Genomic DNA, 16,980 nt, shown 5'->3' with positions numbered 1-16,980 from the left:
GGCGGCGGTGGGCCGCGGGGACCCGGGGCACGCCACCGATGCGGTGCGACCCCTGACGCCCATGGATCATGACTGCCAACGCGCGAGAACGGTTCCTGACACGGGCGACGGGTTTTGGAGGGTGACCTTCCGGGTGCCCCGGGGGCCGGTGGGCCGTGCGGGTACGCGGTCGGCCGAAGGGGCCACGTACCCTCGAACACGTGCCCAGTTCCCATCCGCATCGCGTCGCCGTCCTCGTCCTCGAAGGCGCGAAGCCGCTCGACGTAGGCATCCCGGCGCAGGTGTTCACGACCCGCGCGAGCATGCCGTACGAGGTACGGGTCTGCGGCGCTGAGCCCGGAACCGTCGCGGGCGGCGACGGGCTCTCGTACCACGTCGCCCACGGCCTCTCCGCCCTCGCCTGGGCCGATATCGTCTTCGTCCCCGGCTACCGCTTCCCGGACCGCGAGGACCCGCCGCCGGCCGTCGTGGAGGCGCTGATCGCCGCCCACGAGCGGGGCGCGCGCCTGGCCGCCATCTCGACCGGGGCGTTCGCGCTCGCCGCCACGGGCCTCCTCGACGGCAAGCGCGCGACGACGCACTGGCACTACGCCCGGGCGCTCGCGGCGAAACGCCCCCTCGTCCAGGTCGACGAGAACGTCCTGTTCGTCGACGAGGGCAGCGTCCTGACCTCGGCGGGTGCCGCCTCGGGCATCGACCTGTGCCTGCACATCCTGCGCGGCGACCTCGGAGTGGCCGCCTCGAACCACGCGGCCCGGCGCCTCGTCGCGGCCCCCTACCGCAGCGGCGGCCAGGCGCAGTACGTACCGCGCAGCGTGCCCGAGGCCCTCGGCGAGCGGTTCGCCGCCACCCGCGAGTGGGCGCTGCACCGGCTCGGCGAGCCCCTCACCCTGGAGATACTCGCCCGGCACGCGGCCGTCTCGGCACGGACGCTCTCCCGCCGCTTCGTCGAGGACACCGGGTACACCCCCATGCAGTGGGTGATGCGCGCCCGGATCGACATGGCCCGCGAGCTGCTGGAGCGGTCCGGGCGGGGCGTCGAGCAGATCGCCGCCGACGTCGGCCTCGGCACCGGGGCCAATCTGCGGCTCCACTTCCAGCACATCCTCGGCACCACTCCGAGCGAGTACCGGCGGACCTTCGCGCAGGGCGAGTAGCGGCGGACCTTCGCGCAGGGCCGGCAGCGGCCGCTTCCGCCGCCTGGCGCGATCCTTGCGGACCGTGGCGATCACGCCGCTGTCACAGGCATGTTTCGTGCGCGAGTCTGGGGTCGCAACGGAACGGAAGGGACCCCGCCTCATGACCCGCATCGCCATCAACGGATTCGGTCGCATCGGACGCAACGTGCTGCGCGCACTGCTCGAGCGCGACAGCGACCTCGAGGTCGTGGCCGTCAACGACCTCACCGAGCCCGCCGCCCTCGCCCGGCTGCTCGCCTACGACACGACGTCCGGTCGCCTCGGCCGCCCGGTGACCGTCGAGGGCAACACCCTCGTCGTCGACGGCCGCCGCATCACCGTGCTGGCCGAGCGTGAGCCCGCGCAGCTGCCCTGGGCCGAGCTGGGCGTCGACATCGTCCTCGAGTCGACCGGCCGCTTCACCTCGGCCAAGGCCGCGCGTGCCCACCTCGACGCCGGTGCCAAGAAGGTCCTCGTCAGCGCCCCGGCGGACGGCGCCGACGTCACGCTCGCGTACGGCGTGAACACCGACGCGTACGACCACGAGCTGCACACGATCGTCTCGAACGCCTCCTGCACGACCAACGCGCTCGCGCCGCTGGCCTCGGTCCTCGACGACCTCGCCGGCATCGAGCACGGCTTCATGACGACGGTCCACGCCTACACGCAGGAGCAGAACCTCCTGGACGGCCCGCACCGCGACGCCCGCCGTGCCCGTGCCGCCGCCGTCAACATCGTGCCCACGACGACCGGTGCCGCCAAGGCCATCGGCCTCGTCCTGCCGAACCTCGACGGCAAGCTGTCCGGCGACTCGATCCGCGTCCCGGTCCCGGTCGGTTCGATCGTCGAGCTCAACACCACCGTCTCCCGCGACGTGACCCTCGAGGACGTCCTGGCCGCGTACCGCGCCGCCGCCGAGGGCCCGCTCGCCGGCGTCCTGGAGTACTCGGACGACGCGCTGGTCTCCTCCGACATCGTGGGCAACCCGCACTCGTCGATCTTCGACTCCGCCCTCACCCGCGTCGAAGGCCGCCACGTCAAGGTCGTCGCCTGGTACGACAACGAGTGGGGCTTCTCCAACCGTGTGATCGACTCGCTGGAACTCCTCGCGGGTCGCTGACGGCAGACCTCGGCCGGGCAGGACCGCACACCTGCCAGGCCCTCCCCAGAGCGCTCCGGCCTCCCCCGGCCGGAGCGCTCAGCCGTTTCCCCGCCGTTTCCCTGGGCGGATGCCCAAGCCGGTCGCGGCAGCTCTGGGCTCCTGCCGGGGGACAGCCGCGCCGGGGACCCCGACCATGGGCACGGGTCGCGATTGCGAGGACGCGCAACGCGCCGTATCCGTGGAGGAGTTCCCGTGTCGGAGATGTCAGAGGTACAGCGGAGGCCAGGGAAGTCCGGGGCGCCGGGGAGGCTCGGGCGGGTGCTCGGATCAGCCCTCCTCGCCGTCGTGCTCGCCGCCGTCGCCACGCCCGGTGCCGCCGTCGCCGCGGAGGAGCCGACGGGCCGGATCGCGTCGCTCGGCACCGACTGGGGGCAGACCGGCCCCTACGAGGTGAACGTCGACATCGGCGTCGTGCACACCTTCTACCACCCGCGCGACATGGGCCGGTCGGGCGAGCGGCACCCCGTGGTCATCTGGGGCAACGGCACCGGTGCCGTGCCGGGGATCTACAGCTCGCTGCTGCGGCACTGGGCGAGCCAGGGCTTCATCGTCGCCGCCGCCAACACCCCCACCTCCAACTTCGCCGTCAGCATGCGGGCCGGCATCGACGTGCTGGAGAAGTGGAACGCCGACAGCGGCAGCCCCTTCCACGGCAAGGTGGACCTCGAACACATCGGCTCCGCCGGCCACTCGCAGGGCGGCGCGGCGGCCGTCAACGCAGCGATCGACCCGCGCGTCGACACCGCCGTCCCGATCCAGCCGGGGCCGATCGCCGACCCGGACCTGATGGACGAGCCCGTCTTCTACCTGGCCGGCCAGCGGGACCTCACCGTGTGGCCCGCCCTGGTGAAGGCGCTCCACCGCGACTCCGACCACGTCCCCGCCGTCTACGGCGAGGTCCGCAGTGCCGGACACCTCAGTTCCATCGGCGACGGCGGGGACTTCCGCGCCCCGACCACCGCCTGGCTGCGCTTCTGGCTGATGGGCGACGAGCGGGCCCGGGGCGCCTTCTTCGGCCCCGGCTGCGGCTACTGCCCGGCCGACGACCTCTGGTCCGGCTGGCACCGCAACGCCGAGGCGCTCCGGATCCCCGGCCCCTCCGCCTGACGAGCGCCCCCGCGCCGCACGCCGGCGCGCGCCCGAGGCCCGTCCCTCCCGGGCGCGCCTCAATCGTCGAGGAACTCCGCGCACCGGTACGGCCCCAGCACCGCCCCCTCCGCCGGCCGCACGCTGACCTCGACGTCGTCCGTCCCGACCTCCGGTTCGAGGACGGACTGGGCGCGCGCCAGCGTGCACACCAGTTGCCCCGTGCCCTGGTCGCGCCCCGACAGCGGGTACGGGCCGTCCATGTGGATCGTGACGCGCACCCCCGTCCCGGTCACCGTGTAGCCGCCGATCTCCTGGACCAGGGAGGTGAGCCCGTCACGCCGCTCGGCCTCCCCAGGCCCCTGGGCGAGCAGCTTCATCACGGAGGCGAGGTTCTTCACCCGCGGGTCCAGCAGCGGCACCCCGCGCAGACCGCTGTCCGAGGCGTAGTACAGCCGCATCCCGCGGGTCAGCCCCGACGCGGGCTCGCCCGCGCCTATCACTCCGGTCGGCTGGACGCCGCAGCCGGCGAGGGCGAGCCCCCACAGCGGGACGAGGGCGGTTCTCCGACGGACCTTCACTCCGCGTCCTCTCCGGTGGGCCGGTCGTCCGTATGCGGCAGGGGCAGGCGCAGGGTGAACACCGCACCGCCCTCCGGCCCGTCGCCCGCGTCGATCGTGCCGCCGTGCAGCCGGGCGTTCTCCAGCGCGATCGCCGTGCCGAGGCCGCTGCCCTGCCCGCTGTCGTCGGCCGCGCCCCGCGTACGGGCCGCGTCCGCCTTGTAGAACCGGTCGAAGACCCGCTCCCCGGCACCCGGCGGCAGCCCGGGACCACGGTCGGCGACCTCCAGCGTCACCCACTCCCCGTCCTGTGCGACGGCCGTCCCCAGCGTCACGGTGACCGGCGGGGCCCCGTGCCGCAGCGCGTTCCCCACCAGGTTCGCGACGATCACGTCCAGGCGCCGCCGGTCGACCCTCGCCCGCACACCCTCGGCGAGGTCCGCCCGCACCCGGTCCGTCCAGCCGCGCAGCGCCAGCGACGCCCGTACGGCCTCGGCGAGATCCGTCCCGGTCGCGTGGAGCCGTACCGCCCCCGCGTCGAAGCGGGAGATCTCCATCAGGTCCTCGACCAGCCGGGACAGCCGGGCCGTCTCCGCGCCGACCGTCCGGGCCGCGCGCGCCGCGTCCGGCGGCAGCTGGTCCGCGTCCTCCTCCAGCACCGTCGCCACCATCGTCATCGCCGCCAGGGGCGTGCGCAGCTCGTGCGAGACGTCCGCCACGAACTGCCGCGCCTTCGCCTCCTGCTCGCGCAGCTCCGCGTCGGAGGCCTGGAGGGCGTCGGCGGTGTCGTTGAACGTCCGTGCCAGATCGGCGAGTTCGTCGTGCCCCGTGACGGCGACCCGGCTGCCGAGGTCCCCGGTCGCCAGCTCCCGCGTCGCCCTCCCCAGCTCCCGTACCGGACGGAGCACCGTCCGCGCGGCGAGCAGGGCCAGGACGGCGGCGAGGAGCACCACCGGCACGACACCCGAGCGCACGGAGTCGAGCAGTGCGGCGGTGTCGTCGCGCTCGGCCCGCAGGTCGGTGATCGAGAAGACCTCCAGGCCGGAGGTGCGGCGGTCCCCGTCGGCGTACGTCACCGGCATGCCGACGACCAGATAGGGCTCGCCCCGCCACGTCACCCGCTGGAACAGCGCCCCGGACCCGGTGCGCACTGCGGTGCGCAGCCCGGGGCCGATCCGGCCGTCCGTGTCGGCGAGCGAGTCGGAGACGGCGACCAGGTCCTGGTGGCGGGCGACCACGATGCGGCCGCCGAGACCGTCCGAGACCTTCGCCGCGAAGCGGGACAGGGAACGCTGGTCGGGCGGCACGTCGAAGTCGGCGGCGACCGTGGAGACCCGCTCCCGCAGGTCGTTCACGGCGGCGTTCTGGGTGCGCTGGAGCACGGCGGTCCGCGCGTCCCGGTAGGCGAGCGCGGTCGAGGTCACGGCGCTGAGGAGCGCGACGACGACGAAGGCGACGACGAGCCGCGTGCGCAGCCCGCCCACCAGCCCGCCGAGGAACCGGCCGCGCCGCCGTCCGCTCCGGGCCCCGCCCCGCAGACCGTCGCGCGACCGCCCGGACCGTCGGCTCACAGCGGACCGAAGCGGTAGCCGAAGCCCCGCACCGTCTGCACGTACCGCGGCTTGGCCGGTACGTCCTCCAGCTTGGCGCGCAGCCGCCCGACCGCCGCGTCCACGATCCGCGAGTCGCCGAGGAAGGTGTGGTCCCAGACGGACGCGAGGAGCTGCTCGCGGCTGAACACCCGGCCCGGGGAGGCCGAAAGCTCCAGGAGGAGCCGCAGCTCCGTGGGCGGAAGCGCGATCGGGGCCCCGCGCTTGGTGACGGTCAGTCCCGCGCGGTCGATGACGAGGCCGGCGGGGTCGGACTCCGCCCCGCGCACCGGTCCGGAGGGCTCCGCCCGGCGCAGCGCGGCCCGGATGCGGGCCTCCAGGACGGGCGCCGTGACCGGCTTGACCACGTAGTCGTCGGCGCCCGCCTCCAGCCCCGTCACGATGTCCCGGTCGTCGCCGCGCGCGGTCAGCATGACGACGGGCAGGGTGGCGGTCCGCGCGCGGATCCGGCGGCACACCTCGAAGCCGTCGATGCCCGGCAGCATCAGGTCGAGCACGGCCAGTTCGACCCGCGCGCCGCCCGGGCCGTCCAGCAGGGCGAGCGCCTCCTCGCCGGTGGCCGCCGTGTCGACGTCGTACCCGTGCCGGCGCAGCACGAGCTCCATCCCGTCCCGTACGGACGCGTCGTCCTCGATCAGCAGTACATGCGGCATGGGAACGATTATGTGCACGCCCTTGAGCCCTCACGCGCCGGGGGAAGGGGCGGATTCGCAGGTCGGGGGCATTGTTACGTTCTCATCATGTGGCCATGGACAGGCCATCACGTGGCCTGGCGAGGGTGGGGCCCATGAACCCCACGACGACGTCCCGCGCCACCGCCCGGCTGCGCCTCGCCGCCCTCGCCGCGCTTCCCGTCCTGTTCCTCCCGGCGGCCTGCGGCAGCGGCGAGGACAGCGCCGGCGGTACGGGGAAGAGCGACGAGATCGCCTCCGCGCCGGAGACCGCCCCGGCCTCGCGACCGGCCGACGGCGGCGGCGCCCCGAGCACCGCGCCCGCCGGGAAGAGCGCCTTCTACGACGCCCAGCTGACCTACGTCCGCTGCATGCGCGTCAAGGGCGGCTACAAGGACTACCCGGACCCGAAGCTCAGCGGACACCTCGACTGGACGAAGATCGAGGAGATCTCCTCCCGGCCCGGCCAGAACGAGGCCGCCAAGGGCGGGAAGAACGGCGTCTGCGCCCCCGAACTCATGAAGGCCCTGCAGGCGGAGCCCGAGCGCGACCAGCAGAAGGACTACGAGTCGATGCTCGCGCACGCCAAGTGCATGCGCGACAACGGCGTCTCCCGCTTCACCAACCCGACCATGAGCGGAGGCAACGCCCAGCCGGGCGGCGACCCCGACCCGGCCTCGCCGACGATCGACATGAACTCGCCGGCGTACAAGCAGGCCCGAGAGGCGTGCGCGACGAAGCTGCTCGACGGTCTGGACGGCATGCAGTGAAGCGCCGCCCCGCCCTCCTCGTGCTCGGCGCGACGGCCGTCGCCGCCGCGGTCACCGGGGGCGTCCTCGTCCTCGACCGCGGTGGGCAGGCGGAGGCCTCCGGCAAGGGCGGCGACCTGCCGCCCGCCACCGCGACCGTCGTCCGCACCGACCTCGTACGCTCCAAGACGGTCGACGGAACGCTCGACTTCGCCCAGCGGCGCACGGTCAGGTCGGCCGTCGAGGGCACCGTCACCGTCGCCGCCCCGGAAGGGCGGACCCTCGCCAGGGGAGAGGCCCTGTACGAGCTGAACGACAAGCCCGTCACCCTGCTCTACGGACCGGTCCCCATGTTCCGCGAGATGAAGGAGGGCGACCGCGGCAGCGACGTCCTCCAGCTGGAACGCAACCTCCGCGAGCTCGGCTGGGGAGCCCACCTGTACGTCGACGCGCGGTACGGCAAGGACACCGAGGCCGCCGTCAAGCGGTGGCAGAAGTCCCTCAACCGCGAACCGACCGGCCGGGTCGGGAAGGGGGACGTCGTCTTCCAGCCCGGCAAGGTCAGGGTGGTCTCCGCCGACGCGGCCCTCGCCGACCAGGTCGCCCCGAACGGCGCCGTCCTGACCGTCGCCTCCACCCGGCCCGTCGTACGGGCCCGCCTGGACCAGACCGACGGACCGCTCACCTCGCGCGGCACCAGGGTCGAGGTCACCCTGCCGAGCGGGAGGACCGTGGCCGGACAGGTCGCCGGAACGGTACGCCCCGAGGACACCGAGGCCGGTGCCGGCGCCCAGGACGGCATCACCGTCGAGGTCGTCCTGGACGGCGGGGCGGCGAACGCCGCGAGCGGCGAGGACGCCAAGGCCTCGGCGAGCGTGAGGTTCGTCAGCGAGGCACGCAAGGGCGTCCTCACCGTCCCCGTCGAGGCGGTGATCGCGCTCCGCGGCGAGAACGGCGGCTACGGCCTCCAGATCGTCCGGGGGACCGGCTCGACGACCGTGCGCGTCGAGACGGGCATGACCGCCGACGGACGCATCGAGGTCACGGGCCCGGACCTGCGCGAAGGCCTGAAGGTCGGGGTGGCGGCGTCATGACCCCGGCCGCGGTCGTCGAACTGCGCGACACCGGAAGGACGTACCCCGGCGGCGTCCACGCCCTGCGCGCGGTGAACCTCACCGTCGAGGAGGGCGAACTGCTCGCCGTCGTCGGCCCCTCCGGCTCCGGCAAGTCCACGATGCTCAACGTCATGGGCACCCTCGACAAGCCCACCACCGGCACCGTCCGCGTCGCCGGCCACGACGTGTCCGCGCTCTCCGACTCCCGGCTCTCCGCCCTGCGCGCCCGGCACATCGGCTTCGTCTTCCAGCACTTCCACCTGGCGGCCGGCCGCGACGCGGTCGACAACGTCGCCGACGGACTGCTGTACGCGGGCGTGCCGCTCAGGCAGCGGCGCACGCGCGCGCGTGAAGCCCTCGCCCGGGTACGGCTCGACCACCGCGGCTCGCACACCCCGAACGAGCTCTCCGGTGGCGAGAAGCAGCGCGTGGCCATCGCCCGCGCCCTGGTGAAGGAGCCGAGCCTGCTGCTCGCGGACGAACCGACCGGGGCGCTGGACACCGCGTCCGGCGCGATCGTCATGGAGCTGCTGCACGAGCTCAACGCGGCCGGCACCACGATCTGCGTGATCACCCACGACCACGAGATCGCGGCCTCGCTGCCGCGCCGGGTCCGCTTCAAGGACGGCGAGATCGTCGCGGACACCCGCGGTCCGCAGGGTGTGGAGGCGGGTGCATGACACGCGACCTCAAGCCCTCCCGACTCGCTCCCGGTGACGTCCTCCGCGTCGGCGCGGTCGGCCTCCGCGCCCGCCGCGCGCGCGTGGTCCTCTCCGCGCTCGGCATCGCCATCGGCATCGCGACCATGGTCGCGGTCGTCGGGCTGTCCGAGTCGAGCCGCGCGGACCTCATGGCCCGTCTCGACCGCCTCGGCACCAACCTCCTCACCGCGGAGGCGGGCAAGGACGCGACGGGACAGGAGCTCAAGCTGCCGAAGAACGCGGTCGCGATGGTCGAACGCATCGGGCCCGTCCGGCACGCCACGGCCACCGGCGACGTCGACGCCCGTGTCCGGCGCAGCGACGTCGTCCCCGAGGAGCGGACCGCCGGCGTCACCGTCCAGGCCGCGGGCACCGACCTGCTGGCGGCGCTCGGCGGCGAGGTGGCGAGGGGGGTGTGGCTGGACCCGGCGCGGGAACGGCTCCCGGTGACGGTCCTGGGCGCGGTCGCCGCGGACCGCCTCGGCATCACCCGCACCGGCGAGACGATCATGCTGAACGACACGCGCGTGGTCGTCGTCGGCATCCTCGCGCCGCTCGAACTGGTCCCCACCCTGGACCGGGTGGCCCTGGTCGGGTTCCCCGCCGCCGAGCGCTGGTTCGGCTTCGACGGTCACCCCTCGACCGTCTTCGAGCGCTCCACGGACGCCTCGGTGGAGGACGTACGGGCGGTACTGGCCCGCACCATCAGCCCCGGCCACGAGGGCGGGGTGAAGGTCTCCCGCCCCTCTGACGCGCTGGCCGCCAAGGCCGCCACCGACGAGGGCCTCACGACCCTGATGCTCGGCCTCGGGGCGGTGGCCCTGCTGGTCGGGGGTGTGGGCGTCGCCAACACGATGGTCATCTCGGTCCTGGAACGCCGTCAGGAGATCGGCCTGCGGCGCGCGCTGGGCGCGACCCGGAACGCGATCCGGCTCCAGTTCCTGACCGAGTCGCTGCTCCTGTCGGCGCTGGGCGGCGTCACGGGCGGGCTCCTGGGGGCGGCGGCGACGTACGCCTTCGCCCGGGTCCAGGGCTGGACGGCGGTGGTCCCGCCCTGGTCGCTCGCGGGCGGCCTCGCCGCGACGCTCCTGATCGGCGTGGTCGCGGGCCTCTACCCGGCGGTCCGCGCCTCACGGCTGCACCCGACGGTGGCGCTGAACGCGAGCTGAACGCCGAGACGACGCCCCCGGCAGGCCGGACGAGCCGGTCTGCCGGGGGCGTCGAGAGCGTCACGCCATGCCGATCAGGCGATGTCGAACCGGTCCAGCTCCATCACCTTGTCCCACGCCGCCACGAAGTCGGTCACGAACTTCTCCTTCGCGTCGTCGCTCGCGTAGACCTCGGCCAGCGCGCGCAGCTCGCTGTTGGAGCCGAAGACCAGGTCGGCGCGGGTCCCCGTCCACTTGACGTCACCCGTGGCGGCGTCGCGGCCCTCGAAGAAGGTCGCGTCCTCGGACGTCGCCTTCCAGACCGTGCCCATGTCGAGCAGGTTGACGAAGAAGTCGTTCGTCAGGGAGCCCGGGGTGGTCGTGAGGACGCCGTGCTTCGACTGCTGGTGGTTCGCGCCGAGGACCCGGAGGCCGCCGACGAGGACCGTGAGCTCCGGGGCGCTCAGGGTGAGCAGGTTCGCCCGGTCGACGAGCAGGAACTCGGCCGGGAGACGGTTGCCCTTGCCGAGGTAGTTGCGGAATCCGTCGGCCACCGGCTCGAGCGCGGCGAAGGACTCGACGTCGGTCTGGTCCTGCGCGGCGTCCACCCGGCCCGCCCGGAAGGGGACCTCGACCGCGACGCCGGCGTCCTTCGCGGCCTGCTCGACGCCCGCGGCGCCGGCGAGCACGATCAGGTCGGCGAGCGAGATCCGCTTGCCGCCGCTCTGGGCGCCGTTGAACGTCTCCCGGATGCCCTCCAGGGTGCGGAGCACCGTGGCGAGCTGGTCGGGGTCGTTGACCTCCCAGCCGGCCTGCGGCTGGAGACGGACGCGGGCGCCGTTGGCGCCGCCGCGCTTGTCGCTGCCGCGGAAGGACGAGGCCGACGCCCAGGCGGTGGAGACCAGCTCGGAGACCGTGAGGTCCGAGGCGAGAACGCTGCTCTTGAGGGCGGCGACGTCCGAGGCGTCCACGAGCTCGTGGTCCACCGCGGGCAGCGGGTCCTGCCAGAGCAGGACCTCGGAGGGGACCTCCGGGCCCAGGTAGCGGACCACCGGGCCCATGTCACGGTGCGTGAGCTTGTACCAGGCGCGGGCGAAGGCGTCCGCGAACTGCTCCGGGTTCTCGTAGAAACGACGCGAGATCTGCTCGTACGCCGGGTCGAAGCGCAGCGACAGGTCGGTGGTGAGCATCGTGGGGAGGTGCTTCTTCGACGCGTCGTGCGCGTCGGGGATGATCGCCTCGGCGTTCTTCGCCACCCACTGGTTCGCGCCGGCCGGGCTCTGCGTGAGCTCGTACTCGTACTCGAAGAGGTGCTTGAAGAAGTCGTGGCCCCACTGCGCGGGAGTGGTGGTCCAGGTGACTTCGAGACCACTGGTGATCGCGTCGGCACCCTTGCCGGTGCCGTACGAGTTGGCCCAGCCGAAGCCCTGCGCCTCGAGGGGCGCGGCCTCGGGGTCGGCGCCCACGTTGTCCGCGGGGCCGGCGCCGTGGGTCTTGCCGAAGGTGTGGCCGCCGGCGATGAGGGCGACGGTCTCCTCGTCGTTCATCGCCATGCGACGGAACGTCTCGCGGATGTCGCGGGCCGCGGCGACCGGGTCCGGGTTGCCGTTGGGGCCCTCGGGGTTGACGTAGATGAGGCCCATCTGGACCGCGCCGAGCGGGCTCTCCAGCTCGCGGTCACCGGTGTAGCGCTCGTCGCCGAGCCAGGTGGTCTCGGGGCCCCAGTAGACGTCCTCGTCGGCCTCCCACACGTCGGCGCGGCCGCCGGCGAAGCCGAAGGTCTCGAAGCCCATCGTCTCCAGGGCGACGTTGCCGGTGAGGATCATCAGGTCGGCCCAGGAGATGTTCTGGCCGTACTTCTTCTTCACCGGCCACAGCAGACGGCGGGCCTTGTCCAGGTTGCCGTTGTCCGGCCAGCTGTTGAGCGGCGCGAAGCGCTGCTGACCCGCCCCGGCGCCACCGCGACCGTCGCTGATGCGGTACGTGCCGGCGCTGTGCCAGGCCATCCGGACCATGAGCGGGCCGTAGTGGCCGAAGTCGGCGGGCCACCAGTCCTGCGAGGTGGTGAGCACCTCGGCGATGTCGCGCTTCACGGCAGCGAGGTCGAGGGAGTTGAACGCCTCGGCGTAGTCGAACTCCGCGCCGAGCGGGTTCCCCACGACGGGGTTCGTGGCGAGGATCTTCAGGTTGAGCCGGTTCGGCCACCACTGGCGGTTGCCGCCGCCCTGGGTCGGGTGCGCGGCGCGCGTGTGCGCGACGGGGCAGCCGCCGGCGCCCTCCGCCTTCGCGTCTCCGACGATTGCTTCATGGTTCTCAGACATGCGGAATCCTTCCGGACCTGGCAGATCGCGGTGCTCAGGAAGTGCGACGACACGTGCGGGATGGTCCGTCACGTCGCCGTCTCCCGCCGTGCTGGAGGCTTCCTGTCCCTTGGCCGTCAACAGAACAGATCCTACGATGGACGTAGTCCAAGTCAAGAACGACGCAAAATCCTGTCCGACGGCTGGCGCGCCGAAGAGGTGAGTAGACATGAGTGACCTGCTCGAGCGATTGCGAGCACGAGGCTGGCGGATGACGTCCCAGCGGCGTGTCGTCGCGGAGGTCCTGGCCGGCGACCACGTACATCTCACTGCGGACGAGGTCCACGCCCGGGCCGTTGCCCGGCTGCCCGAGATCGCGCGGGCGACGGTCTACAACACCCTGGGCGAGCTGGTCGCGCTGGGAGAGGTCGTGGAGCTCTCCACGGACGGGCGGGCGAAGCGCTACGACCCGAACGCGCACCGTCCGCACCAGCACCTGGTCTGCTCGGACTGCGGCATCATCCGCGACGTCCACCCGACCGGTGACCCGCTGGCCGTCCTTCCGCCCGGCGAGCGGTTCGGCTTCAGCGTGTCGAAGGCCGACGTGACGTACCGGGGGCTCTGTCCGGCCTGCTCCTGACGCCCTGATGCGACGGGAGACGCAGAGGAGCCCCTCCGCCGGTGTCCGGCGGAGGGGCTCCTCTGACTGCGGGGACTACTTCAGGACCGAGAGGGCCTCGTCGTAGACGGGCTCGTCGGCGATCTCGCCCACGAGCTGCGCGTGCAGGACGGTGTCGTTCTCGTCGAGGACGACGACGGCGCGCGCGGTCAGGCCGGCCAGCGGGCCGTCCGCGATCTCCACGCCGTAGTTGGTGTGGAACTCGCGGCCGCGGAGGGTCGAGAGGTTCTTGACGTTCTCCAGGCCCTCGGCGCCGCAGAAGCGGGCCTGGGCGAAGGGCAGGTCGGCGGAGATGCAGAGCACGACCGTGTTGTCCAGCTGACCGGCCTTCTCGTTGAAGGCGCGGACGGAGGAGGCGCACGTCGGGGTGTCGACGCTCGGGAAGATGTTGAGGATCTTGCGCTGGCCCGCGAAGTCCTTCAGCGACTTGTCGGCCAGACCCTCGGCGACGAGCGTGAAGTCGGGAGCCTGGCTCCCGAGGGGCGGCAGGGCGCCGTTGACCTGTACGGGGCTGCCCTTCAGCGTGACCTGGGCCATGGGAGATCTCCTTCGGACGGTGTGAGTGGCAACGCGGAAGATCGTACGGCGTCCGGGCCTTGAGGAACGACTCGGGCGGTGGGGGCGAGCGCCCGGTCAGAGGGTGGTGACGACTCCAGATCGGTTCATGTATGTGAACTCTAAAGTCGCTCCGAAGTGCTCCGTCGGTGAGGGGGTGATCGCCGTCAGGCTTGCAGCCGCGAAACCTTATGGCTTGGCGCCACTGGTTCAGACCTTTAGGTTCCCGACTCGACGACTATCCCACGTTCACATACATGAAGAAGGGGTAACTCCTTGTCCAGATGGCGCGATGAATCCCGCACGGCACGCATCCGCAGGCGTTCGCTGTTCGCCGCACCCCTGCTGCTCGTCACCCTCCTCGCCGGCCTGCTCGCCGGCCCCGCCGGCGGTCGCGCCGAGGCGGCCCCCGCGACCTTCGTCCACCCCGGTGTCCTGGTCTCCCGGGGCCAGCTCGACTTCACCCGGGAGAAGGTCAACGCCGGGGCGCAGCCCTGGAAGGGGGCCTTCGACCAGATGATGGCGAGCAAGTACGCCTCGCTGTCCCGCGTCCCGAAGCCCCGCTCGGTGGTGGAGTGCGGCTCGTACTCGAACCCGAACCTCGGCTGCACCGACGAGCGCGAGGACGCCATCGCCGCGTACACGCTCTCCCTCGCCTGGTACATCACGCGCGACGGCCGGTACGCCCAGAAGGCCGTCGAGATCATGGACGCCTGGTCCGCCGTGATCACGGACCACACCAACTCCAACGCGCCCCTGCAGACCGGCTGGGCGGGCTCCTCCTGGCCGCGCGCCGCCGAGATCATCCGCCACACCTCCACCGTCTGGCCCCAGGCCCGCGTCGACCGCTTCAGGACGATGCTGCGCACCGTCTACCTCCCCGAGGTGACGAACGGCTCCCACTCCAACGGCAACTGGGAGCTCAGCATGACCGAGGCCGCGATCGGCATCGCCGTCTTCCTGGAGGACCGCGCCGCGTACGACAAGGCCGTGGCCAAGTTCCGCGGCCGGGTCCCCGCGTACATCTACCTCACGAGCGACGGCGCCCTCCCGAAGGCGGCACCCGGCAGCGGACTCGACACCCGCGACGAGCTCGTCCGGTACTGGCAGGGGCAGACCACCTTCGTCGACGGGCTCACCCAGGAGACCTGCCGCGACCTCACCCACACCGGCTACGGCCTGGCCGCGATATCGGACATCGCCGAGACGAGCCGCATCCAGGGCCAGGACCTCTACCCCGAGGTCGCCGACCGGTTGCGCCACGCCCTCGGCCTCCACGCCAGGTACGAACTCGGCGAGCCGGTCCCGGGGTGGCTCTGCGGCGGCACCCTCCGCGACCACCTCGGACCGGTCACCGAGGTCGGCTTCAACGCGCTGAACCACCGCATGGGGTACGCCATGACGAACACGCAGCGGCTCACCGAGGCCAACCGTCCGGCGGGCAGCAACAACCTCTTCGTTGCCTGGGGCACCCTGACCCACGCCGCCAACCCCCGCTGAGGACGGGCCGACGCCGGGCCCGCCCGGCCGCTGACCCGCCGTCAGCAGGCCTCGCGGGCCAGGTCCTCGAACTCCTCCTTCGTCATGGTGCCGCGCAGGGTCAGCACGTCACCCGGGCGCACCTTCGCGAGCTGCCCCGCGTCGAACGTCACCGTGCCGGTGTAGGCGTACGAGTCGTCGGGATCGGCGAACGACAGCTCGTACGAGCGGCCGGGCTGCGGGCTCCGCGGCCCGCGGGCCTCGGCCGCCCATGACGACGGCGGTTCGAACAGCGGAAAGTCCGCGGCCTCGTGCGTTCCCAGGGCCTCCCAGCCGATCCACGGCTCCGCGACGGCGGATTCCTCGGGAGCGGCGCCCTCGGGAGCGGCGCCCTCGGGGGAGGAGACGTCCTCCGAGGTGGGCGTCGGGCGGGGCACCGTGCCGTGCAGCGCGGGGCCCCGCACGCGGCCGTCGTCGTCGCAGGACCTCAGCAGGGCGTGCGCGACGCCCCGCTCGTCCACGTGCACCGCGACGAGGGGGCGCTGCGCGGGGGAGCACCCCGCCGACGCCAGCATGACCGCCCCGCCCAGCAGCGCGGCCAGGCACCCCCGCCGTGTCCTCGCGCTCGTTCCGAACCGTCGCATGTCGCCCCTCCCGTGGCAGCCCGCTCCTCGCACAACCGTCGGCCCGCGTCAGTCTCGCACGCGTGTGCGCGCGTCCGGGCGCGCGTCCGGGCCCACGCCGGGCCGCAGTTGGGCCGGAGCCTGGCCGGAGTCGAGCCGGAGCCTTCGTCAGGAGACGGACCTGCCGAAGAACTCCAGCTCGGCGACGGCCACCTGCTTGCGCGGGTCGGCACGCCACGCCGTGCGGAGCACGAGCCGGACCGACAGGGCGTCGCGCACCCGCAGGTCGACGCGCTGGGTGCCGCCGTCGTTGATGAGGTGGTGCGAGACGCGCGTCTCGCCCGAGGCGTCCTTGACCACGAGGTCGAAGGTGCGCGGGGTCGCCTGACCGTCCGCCTGCGTGGTGTTCTTCGCACTGCCCGGGGTGATGAGCAGGGACAGCAGGTCGGTCGGCTCAGCGAACCCGGCCTCCAGGTACTGGCCCGCCGAGTCGCCCGCGTATCCCGTGCCCCACCAGGTGTTGGAGTACCCGTCGCCCGCCAGCTTCGGGTCCTGCTTCGGCGCGGAGTGGGAGGCCGCCCAGGAGACGGGGTGCACCGGGACGCGGGTGGCGAAGTGGTCCTGGACCGCACGGGCGGCGGGCGGCCCGCCGACGACACCGCCCACGACCACGGCGACGACCGCCGTCGCGATCAGCGCGCGGACCACCCAGCGGCTCCGGTCGCGGCCGAGCCCGGGCCGCCGCCCCGCGTACGGGCCCTCGGCCGTGGAGAGCCGCTCGGGGACCATCGGTGTGGCGCAGTACCGGCAGAAGTGCCGCCCCGGCGTGTTCGCGAGCCGGCAGGCCGGGCAGGGCGTGCCGCCCTCGACGGGAGCGGGCGCCTCCACCGGCCGCGGCGCGGGCCGCGCGGCCTCGGGGCGCGCGGGGAGCACCGGAGCGGCGACGGCCGGCTCGGCGGGGCTGTTCCCCGGCACGGGGACGAGAAGGGAGCGCACGACGGTGTCCGAACGGTCCTCGGACGCCGGGCGCGGCTCCGGCCCCCGCTCGGGCACCGGGGTCTCCTCGGGGGCCGCGGTCGCGGCGGGCAGCGGGGCCGTGACCTCCTCGGAGCGGGCGGCGGGCCGGGCGTCCGCGCCGTCCGGGGTGTCCGGGGTGTCCGGGGCGCTCTCGGCCGGGCGCGCCGGGGACTCGTCCCGCGGCACGGCCGCGGCTTCCTCCGCCCGGTCGGCGGCCGCGTCCGGCACCGCCGCCGGGGCGTCCCAGCGGAGGAATGCCCCGCAGCTGTCGCAGAACGACTGGTCCGCCGCGCGGACCGGGCTCGCGCAGTCCGGGCAGGGACGGGACAGGGGCGCGTCGGTCATGG

Annotated in this window: 16 protein-coding genes; 9 read left to right on the top strand and 7 right to left on the bottom strand. The window is 73.3% G+C overall.

Annotation, left to right across the window (positions count from 1 at the left end):
- Window positions 1–200: 200 nt before the first annotated feature.
- The 3 genes from ACF08F_RS36270 (at window position 201) to ACF08F_RS36260 (ending at window position 3,447) form a co-directional block, all read left to right on the top strand.
- Complete coding sequence (locus ACF08F_RS36270; protein ID WP_392302806.1) at window positions 201–1,157, top strand: GlxA family transcriptional regulator; 957 nt, start codon at window positions 201–203, stop codon at window positions 1,155–1,157.
- Window positions 1,158–1,299: 142 nt separating this feature from the next.
- Window positions 1,300–2,298, top strand: a complete 999-nt coding sequence (gap, locus tag ACF08F_RS36265) for a type I glyceraldehyde-3-phosphate dehydrogenase (protein ID WP_392302805.1) — start codon at window positions 1,300–1,302, stop codon at window positions 2,296–2,298.
- A 300-nt stretch (window positions 2,299–2,598) separates the two neighbouring features.
- Window positions 2,599–3,447 (top strand): acetylxylan esterase, encoded by an 849-nt coding sequence (locus ACF08F_RS36260; protein WP_392302804.1) that lies wholly within the window; start codon window positions 2,599–2,601, stop codon window positions 3,445–3,447.
- A 59-nt stretch (window positions 3,448–3,506) separates the two neighbouring features.
- Here ACF08F_RS36260 and ACF08F_RS36255 read toward each other — a convergent pair whose 3' ends face one another.
- Genes ACF08F_RS36255 through ACF08F_RS36245 form a run of 3 tightly spaced genes read right to left on the bottom strand, consistent with a single transcriptional unit; the run spans window position 3,507 to window position 6,249 of the window.
- A complete protein-coding gene (locus ACF08F_RS36255) occupies window positions 3,507–4,007 on the bottom strand; it encodes a hypothetical protein (protein ID WP_392302803.1) in 501 nt (166 codons plus the stop codon).
- A complete protein-coding gene (locus ACF08F_RS36250; RefSeq protein ID WP_392302841.1) occupies window positions 4,004–5,524 on the bottom strand; it encodes an ATP-binding protein in 1,521 nt (506 codons plus the stop codon). The genes ACF08F_RS36255 and ACF08F_RS36250 overlap by 4 nt, the downstream gene beginning before the upstream one ends.
- Before the next feature lie 29 nt (window positions 5,525–5,553).
- Window positions 5,554–6,249 carry a response regulator transcription factor gene (locus tag ACF08F_RS36245; protein ID WP_392302802.1) on the bottom strand — a complete coding sequence of 232 codons (696 nt, stop codon included), beginning with the start codon at window positions 6,247–6,249 and terminating at the stop codon, window positions 5,554–5,556.
- A 134-nt stretch (window positions 6,250–6,383) separates the two neighbouring features.
- On the opposite strand from ACF08F_RS36245, the gene ACF08F_RS36240 reads away from it, so the two are divergent.
- Genes ACF08F_RS36240 through ACF08F_RS36225 form a run of 4 tightly spaced genes read left to right on the top strand, consistent with a single transcriptional unit; the run spans window position 6,384 to window position 10,001 of the window.
- Window positions 6,384–7,037, top strand: coding sequence for a hypothetical protein (locus ACF08F_RS36240; protein ID WP_392302801.1), 654 nt, complete (start codon window positions 6,384–6,386; stop codon window positions 7,035–7,037).
- Window positions 7,034–8,110 (top strand): peptidoglycan-binding protein, encoded by a 1,077-nt coding sequence (locus tag ACF08F_RS36235; RefSeq protein ID WP_392302800.1) that lies wholly within the window; start codon window positions 7,034–7,036, stop codon window positions 8,108–8,110. The genes ACF08F_RS36240 and ACF08F_RS36235 overlap by 4 nt, the downstream gene beginning before the upstream one ends.
- Window positions 8,107–8,811 (top strand): ABC transporter ATP-binding protein, encoded by a 705-nt coding sequence (locus ACF08F_RS36230; protein WP_392302799.1) that lies wholly within the window; start codon window positions 8,107–8,109, stop codon window positions 8,809–8,811. Before ACF08F_RS36235 ends, ACF08F_RS36230 begins: the two co-directional genes overlap by 4 nt.
- Complete coding sequence (locus ACF08F_RS36225) at window positions 8,808–10,001, top strand: ABC transporter permease (RefSeq protein ID WP_392302798.1); 1,194 nt, start codon at window positions 8,808–8,810, stop codon at window positions 9,999–10,001. The genes ACF08F_RS36230 and ACF08F_RS36225 overlap by 4 nt, the downstream gene beginning before the upstream one ends.
- Window positions 10,002–10,075: 74 nt before the next feature.
- Here the strand turns inward: ACF08F_RS36225 and katG are convergent, their stop codons facing one another.
- The gene (gene katG, locus ACF08F_RS36220) at window positions 10,076–12,301 is read right to left on the bottom strand and encodes a catalase/peroxidase HPI (RefSeq protein WP_392302797.1); all 2,226 of its coding nucleotides are present in this window, start codon (window positions 12,299–12,301) and stop codon (window positions 10,076–10,078) included.
- Between the two features lie 208 nt (window positions 12,302–12,509).
- Here katG and ACF08F_RS36215 point away from each other — a divergent pair, with 208 nt between their 5' ends.
- Window positions 12,510–12,920 carry a Fur family transcriptional regulator gene (locus tag ACF08F_RS36215; protein WP_055639589.1) on the top strand — a complete coding sequence of 137 codons (411 nt, stop codon included), beginning with the start codon at window positions 12,510–12,512 and terminating at the stop codon, window positions 12,918–12,920.
- Window positions 12,921–12,995: 75 nt separating this feature from the next.
- On the opposite strand, the gene tpx is transcribed toward ACF08F_RS36215, so the two are convergent.
- A complete protein-coding gene (gene tpx / locus ACF08F_RS36210) occupies window positions 12,996–13,496 on the bottom strand; it encodes a thiol peroxidase (RefSeq protein ID WP_150263860.1) in 501 nt (166 codons plus the stop codon).
- Window positions 13,497–13,856: 360 nt separating this feature from the next.
- Between tpx and ACF08F_RS36205 the strand changes: the two genes are divergently transcribed.
- Entirely contained in the window at window positions 13,857–15,014 is a 1,158-nt protein-coding gene (locus ACF08F_RS36205; protein ID WP_392302840.1) for an alginate lyase family protein, read from the top strand.
- Between the two features lie 41 nt (window positions 15,015–15,055).
- Here the strand turns inward: ACF08F_RS36205 and ACF08F_RS36200 are convergent, their stop codons facing one another.
- Together ACF08F_RS36200 and ACF08F_RS36195 are read right to left on the bottom strand one after the other, a co-directional pair.
- Entirely contained in the window at window positions 15,056–15,637 is a 582-nt protein-coding gene (locus tag ACF08F_RS36200; RefSeq protein ID WP_392302796.1) for a hypothetical protein, read from the bottom strand.
- Window positions 15,638–15,784: 147 nt separating this feature from the next.
- A complete protein-coding gene (locus ACF08F_RS36195) occupies window positions 15,785–16,978 on the bottom strand; it encodes an NADase-type glycan-binding domain-containing protein (RefSeq protein ID WP_392302795.1) in 1,194 nt (397 codons plus the stop codon).
- Window positions 16,979–16,980 lie beyond the last annotated feature (2 nt).

The sequence above is a fragment of the Streptomyces sp. NPDC015130 genome, assembly GCF_043080005.1.
Classification (GTDB): Bacteria; Actinomycetota; Actinomycetes; order Streptomycetales; family Streptomycetaceae; genus Streptomyces.
The sequence above is the reverse complement of the archived record's forward strand: the minus strand, read 5'-3'. Positions and strand labels throughout refer to the sequence as shown.